The organism is Mesorhizobium captivum, assembly GCF_033977165.1.
Taxonomy (GTDB): Bacteria; Pseudomonadota; Alphaproteobacteria; order Rhizobiales; family Rhizobiaceae; genus Mesorhizobium; species Mesorhizobium captivum.
Genome location: NZ_JAVIJB010000092.1, coordinates 1 through 3,792 on the forward strand (window position 1 = coordinate 1; position 3,792 = coordinate 3,792).

3 protein-coding genes and 1 tRNA gene are annotated in these 3,792 nt (G+C 64.7%); 2 read left to right on the top strand and 2 right to left on the bottom strand.

Going from position 1 to position 3,792, the window contains the following annotated elements; translation table 11 throughout:
- The first annotated feature begins 581 nt into the window (after nucleotides 1-581).
- Complete coding sequence (locus RFM40_RS33225) at nucleotides 582-1,772, top strand: site-2 protease family protein (RefSeq protein WP_320230357.1); 1,191 nt, start codon at nucleotides 582-584, stop codon at nucleotides 1,770-1,772.
- 7 nt (nucleotides 1,773-1,779) lie between these two features.
- Here the strand turns inward: RFM40_RS33225 and lipB are convergent, their stop codons facing one another.
- The gene (gene lipB / locus RFM40_RS33230) at nucleotides 1,780-2,523 is read right to left on the bottom strand and encodes a lipoyl(octanoyl) transferase LipB (protein ID WP_320230356.1); all 744 of its coding nucleotides are present in this window, start codon (nucleotides 2,521-2,523) and stop codon (nucleotides 1,780-1,782) included.
- Nucleotides 2,524-2,853: 330 nt separating this feature from the next.
- Here lipB and RFM40_RS33235 point away from each other — a divergent pair.
- Nucleotides 2,854-2,938 (top strand) — tRNA-Leu (locus tag RFM40_RS33235).
- A 168-nt stretch (nucleotides 2,939-3,106) separates the two neighbouring features.
- Here the strand turns inward: RFM40_RS33235 and RFM40_RS33240 are convergent.
- Nucleotides 3,107-3,792 (bottom strand): succinate--CoA ligase subunit alpha (locus RFM40_RS33240; RefSeq protein ID WP_320279026.1); only part of this gene is annotated, 686 nt, incomplete at its 5' end.

A 3,792-nucleotide genomic window follows, 5' to 3' on the forward strand; every position in this document is an offset into this window, starting at 1 on the left:
TCTCTGCAACGCCGGCGATTGGCGAAAGCCGCGATAGCAGCGCCCTTCTCCCCGTTCAACGGGGAGAGGATGCCGGCAGGCAGGTGAGGGGCAGCGCAGGCGCCCGAAAGGAAGCGATTGCCCCCGCGGCCGAGGCCTATGTTTTGAAGTCCCGGTCGTGCATCTTGTTGCGTCAACCTTTCCTTAACCGTGCCCAAACGGACCGCCCGAATTCGCCTGATGCGCCGTCGGGTGATCGTTGACATTCGAACAAAATTAGAACAAATTACGAACATTACAAAAACAGGAGAGAGTTATGTCTGATCTGGTTCAGGATGTCGTCTCGCTGGTTTGCATGAGCACCTTTCTTATTTCCATGGCGATCTGGATTGGCGCCATGTGAGCAGGCGGCTCGCCGCCGCCGTTTCGGGCGGGCAAAAAGGCCCGCCCATTGTTTGGGACGGGCAAGAGCCCGCCCATTGTTAAGTCTTTCTTGGCCGCGCTGCCGCTAGGCTGCTTCCCGAAGACGGGGAGCAAAGGCAGTGTCGGTCATCGCCGCGGTCACCCTCGTGGCCGGAAATCTCGGACTGATCTTTCTGCTTATGACCGTGCCGCTCGGGTTGCGCACGGTTACGGTCAGCCGTGCGATAGAGGCCGATCGCAAACGCCTCTGGCAGGCGCTTTGGCCGTTCGGCCAAGACGCCGCCTGGTCGGACGAAATCCTTTCCGCCGAGCCCCTGGACGGCGAGGGGACGGTACTGATCAAGCTGTCCTGGGAAGGGCGGGATGGCCGGCCGATCGAACGCAAGGCGCGGTTCGACGACGTGGTGGAAGGCAGCCGCTTCTCGATGCGCGTCATCGAGGATACGGCGCTCGATCCTTCGTTCTGGGCCGACTATCGCGAAACCACCGAGCTCGTCTGCGAAGGCAACGCGACGCGGGTCACGCTGACGCAGACCGACCGCTATCGTGGCGTCGCCTTTCTGATCTTCCGCTACTTCGCCATGCGCCGCGAGCTCGCCAAGCTGCAGGTCTGGGCGAGAACCGGAACCTATCGCAAGGGCGGCTGGTTCGAGCATCCGGTGAGCCAGATCGGCTTCGCTTTGCTTTCGGCCTTCATCCTGTGGCCATTCTTCGGCCTCAACCCCGGCGGGCTGGCGCTGGCCGCCATCCTGACCTCGGTGGTCGCCCTGCACGAGCTCGGCCATATGGCGGCGTTCCGCCTGACGGGGCATCGCCGGGCGCGCATGATCTTCATCCCGCTGCTCGGCGGCATCGCGATCGGCGGCAGGCCCTATGACAGCCGTTTCGAGGTCGCCTTCGTGGCGTTGATGGGGGCGGGCTTCTCCGCCTTCCTGGTGCCTCTCCTGATCGCCGCCAGCGGCCTTGCCGGCAGCGAAGGGCATCGTCTTGCCGCAGTGCTGCTTGCGACGCTTGCCGGCTGCGCCTCGCTGTTCAACATCGCCAATCTGGTGCCGGTGTGGAAGTTCGACGGCGGCCAGGTGCTGCGCCAGATCTGCCCAGGGCCGATCGCGCTGGCGCTGGCATCCTTCCTGCTCCTGTCCGCCCTGCTGGCGCTCGGCTGGCGTGCCGGTTTCCCGCCCGGCTTCCTGCTCGTCGCCGGCGCGGTATTCTCAGTCCTCAGCCTCATCACCGTGGGAAGCGGCGTGAAGCCGCGTCACGAGCTGAAGCCGATCCACGCCTTCGATCGCCTGGCCATGGCCGGCGCGCTGCTCGCGGTGTTTGCCATCCACGGCTACGGCGTGCTCTGGGCTTCGGCGCAGCTGATGTAATTGTGGGTCAGCCTGCCTTTCGGGCCAGTTCGGCGACCGGGACCACGGCAGGCCCGAACACGTCCTCGAAGGCGGATTTCAGTGCGAGATCGAGGTCGGCCATCGTGACGGGCAAGCCGAGGTCGACAAGGCTGGTGACACCATGGTCTAAGACGCCGCAAGGCACGATGCCGCTGAAATGGCCGAGATCCGGCTCGACATTGATGGCGATGCCGTGGAAGCTCACCCAGCGCCTGAGCCGGATGCCTATTGCCGCGATCTTGTCCTCGGCGGGCGAGCCGTCGGGCAGGGCAGGGCGATCCGGCCGCGCGACCCAGACGCCGACGCGGTCCTCGCGCCGCTCGCCGCGCACGTTGAAGGCGGCAAGCGTGCCGATGATCCATTCTTCGAGCGCGGCGACGAAGGCACGGACATCCTCACGCCGGCGCTTCAAGTCGAGCATCACATAGGCCACACGCTGGCCGGGGCCATGATAGGTGTATTCGCCGCCGCGGCCCGCGGCAAAGACCGGGAAACGGTCGGGCTCGATCAGGTCCTCGATGCGGGCGCTGGTGCCGGCCGTGTAGAGCGGCGGATGCTCGACCAGCCAGACCATCTCGCCGGCGCCGCCGCTGCGGATCGCCTCGGCCCGCGTTTCCATGAAGGCAAGCGCATCCGGATAGGAAGTGAGGCCGGGCTCGATCACCCATTCGACCGGCGCCGAACCGGGAAGGGGCAGGAACGACGTGGCGATCTGGCTGCGTTCTGTCATGGCGCGTCTCTTCTGAGGCGCGCCATCGTTGGAACCGGATCCAGGCGGGCTCAGATTATGTGTTTGTACCCCAAAAATCCGTCAGCGGCTTCGGGCGACATGCAATTGCCCTTCATATGGCGGCAATCGTCAAAAACGTCCAGTTCCGCCAGCCCGCGGCGAGGCTGTGGAGCATTGTGCCGGCAGCTTCGTGTTGTGCATGTCGCTCTCCCAAAACCGCTACGCGCTTTTGGGTGACATGCATTCGCGAATATTCCGCACGGCACCCTTGTTTCGCCGGAAACGATTTGCTACAGGCCCCGGGCCGGACGGTTCCGGCTCCTACCACGTGCGGTCGTGGCGGAATTGGTAGACGCGCAGCGTTGAGGTCGCTGTGGGGCAACCCGTGGAAGTTCGAGTCTTCTCGACCGCACCAAATCTCTCTGAAAAATCGCTTTCGACTGGTCTGCCGAACTGCAGCAGCAAGAGCTGCTTTGGCGGCCTTCTTGCCTTCGCGGGGCCAAACGAAAACGGCAGCAGGTCGTTAAGACCGCACCGCCGTTCCGTGTGTTGGCAATTGTCTCGTAGCCGCCTGATCGATGCGTCAGGCCGCCTTCTTCGTTCGCGCCAGCGTATCGGCAACGACCTCGCCGAACGAGGCGGGGGTCGGCACGATCACCACGCCGGCTTCCTTCAGGATTTCGACCTTTTCCTGCGCCGACTCGCCGAAGGCCGAGATGATGGCGCCGGCATGGCCCATGCGGCGGCCCTTCGGGGCAGACAAGCCCGCGATGTAGGCGATCAGCGGCTTGCGCATATTGTCGCGCGCCCAGATCGCGGCTTCGGCTTCCTGCGGACCGCCGATCTCGCCGATCATCACCACGGCGTCGGTTTCGTCGTCCTGCTCGAACAGTTTCAGGATATCCTTGAAGGAGGAGCCGTTGATCGGATCGCCGCCGATGCCGACGCTGGTCGAGACACCGATGCCCAGCGCCTTCATCTGCGAGGCCGCCTCGTAGCCCAGCGTGCCGGAGCGCCCGACGATGCCGACGCGGCCGGGGAGATAGATGCTGCCGGGCATGATGCCCATCAGCGCCTGTCCGGGGGTGATGACGCCGGCGCAGTTCGGGCCGACGAGGCGCATGCGGTCCTCGAATCGGTAGCGGCGCATGTAGCGCTTGACCTGCATCATGTCCTGCGAGGGGATGCCGTCGGTGATGCAGACGCAAAGCTTTATCCCGGCATCCGCCGCCTCCATGATCGAATCGGCGGCAAACGGCGGCGGCACGA

Bases quoted from the DNA above. Each gene is read 5' to 3' on its own strand.
- RFM40_RS33225 (WP_320230357.1), top strand. From the start codon at position 582: ATGACCGTGCCGCTCGGGTTGCGCACGGTTACGGTCAGCCGTGCGATA.
- lipB (WP_320230356.1), bottom strand. From the start codon at position 2,523: ATGACAGAACGCAGCCAGATCGCCACGTCGTTCCTGCCCCTTCCCGGT.